This is a genomic window from Oleiphilus sp. HI0080 (assembly GCF_001635135.1).
In genome coordinates this window covers 1-773 of the sequence record NZ_LWFU01000709.1, presented here as the reverse complement: position 1 = coordinate 773, position 773 = coordinate 1, and the positions used below count along the sequence as shown (strand labels likewise).

General features: G+C 47.7%; 1 protein-coding gene. It reads left to right on the top strand.

Annotated elements, in window-relative coordinates; all coding sequences use genetic code 11:
• Positions 1–396: 396 nt before the first annotated feature.
• A partial coding sequence (locus A3751_RS15235) for an MFS transporter (protein ID WP_156492508.1) occupies positions 397–773 on the top strand: 377 nt, incomplete at its 3' end.

Genomic DNA, 773 nt, shown 5'->3' with positions numbered 1-773 from the left:
CTCCATACCAAAACGAGCATGCTTTAATGTGCGCAACGCGATATGGTCATTGATCAAACCTGGAGAAGCTTGACGTAGACAAGCACGAATCTCCAAAACCCTCGGATTTAAATCGGAATACACTTGCCACAGGTTTTCGAACAAAGCGTTTATCGTCATCGTCAGCTCCCGTTTCTCGTTCGATATGCACTATCAGTCTATCGTAGATTGGGGTGATTGCAGCATAGATTCGCCAAGCAAGCACCCGACAAAGCGAATGTGCGCTGAGCAACGGAAAATACACTGTACTTTGCAGCCCGTCTGTAAGCATAATTCGCGCTCACAAAATGCCAGCCATTAAGAGCTGGCATCGCTCTCTCGCTATTCAATCTCAGAAACTACGATGTCAGGCTCACTATGCTAGGACAACATGCATTAATTATTGGCTTAGTCATTGCGGTTACAATACACGCATACGATGAATTGGTACTCGCCATTGCCATGCCGACGATTACCGAAGAGTTGAATGGCTTTGAATGGTATGGCCTCGCATTTGCGAGCTATCTACTTACGACACTCATCGGCGTTGTTTGGGCAGGACAAGATACAGACCGTCGGGGCCCTTTGCGTATATTCCTTATCGGCTATGTCGCATTTGGCTTTGGTTTAGTGCTTGCTGGCTTTGCTCAATCCATGGAAGCATTGATGATCGGAAGAGCTTTACAAGGTCTTGGCGGCGGCATCTCTTGGACTGTCGCTTTCGCCACAATTAACCTAGCCTACGAGCCGCTGCA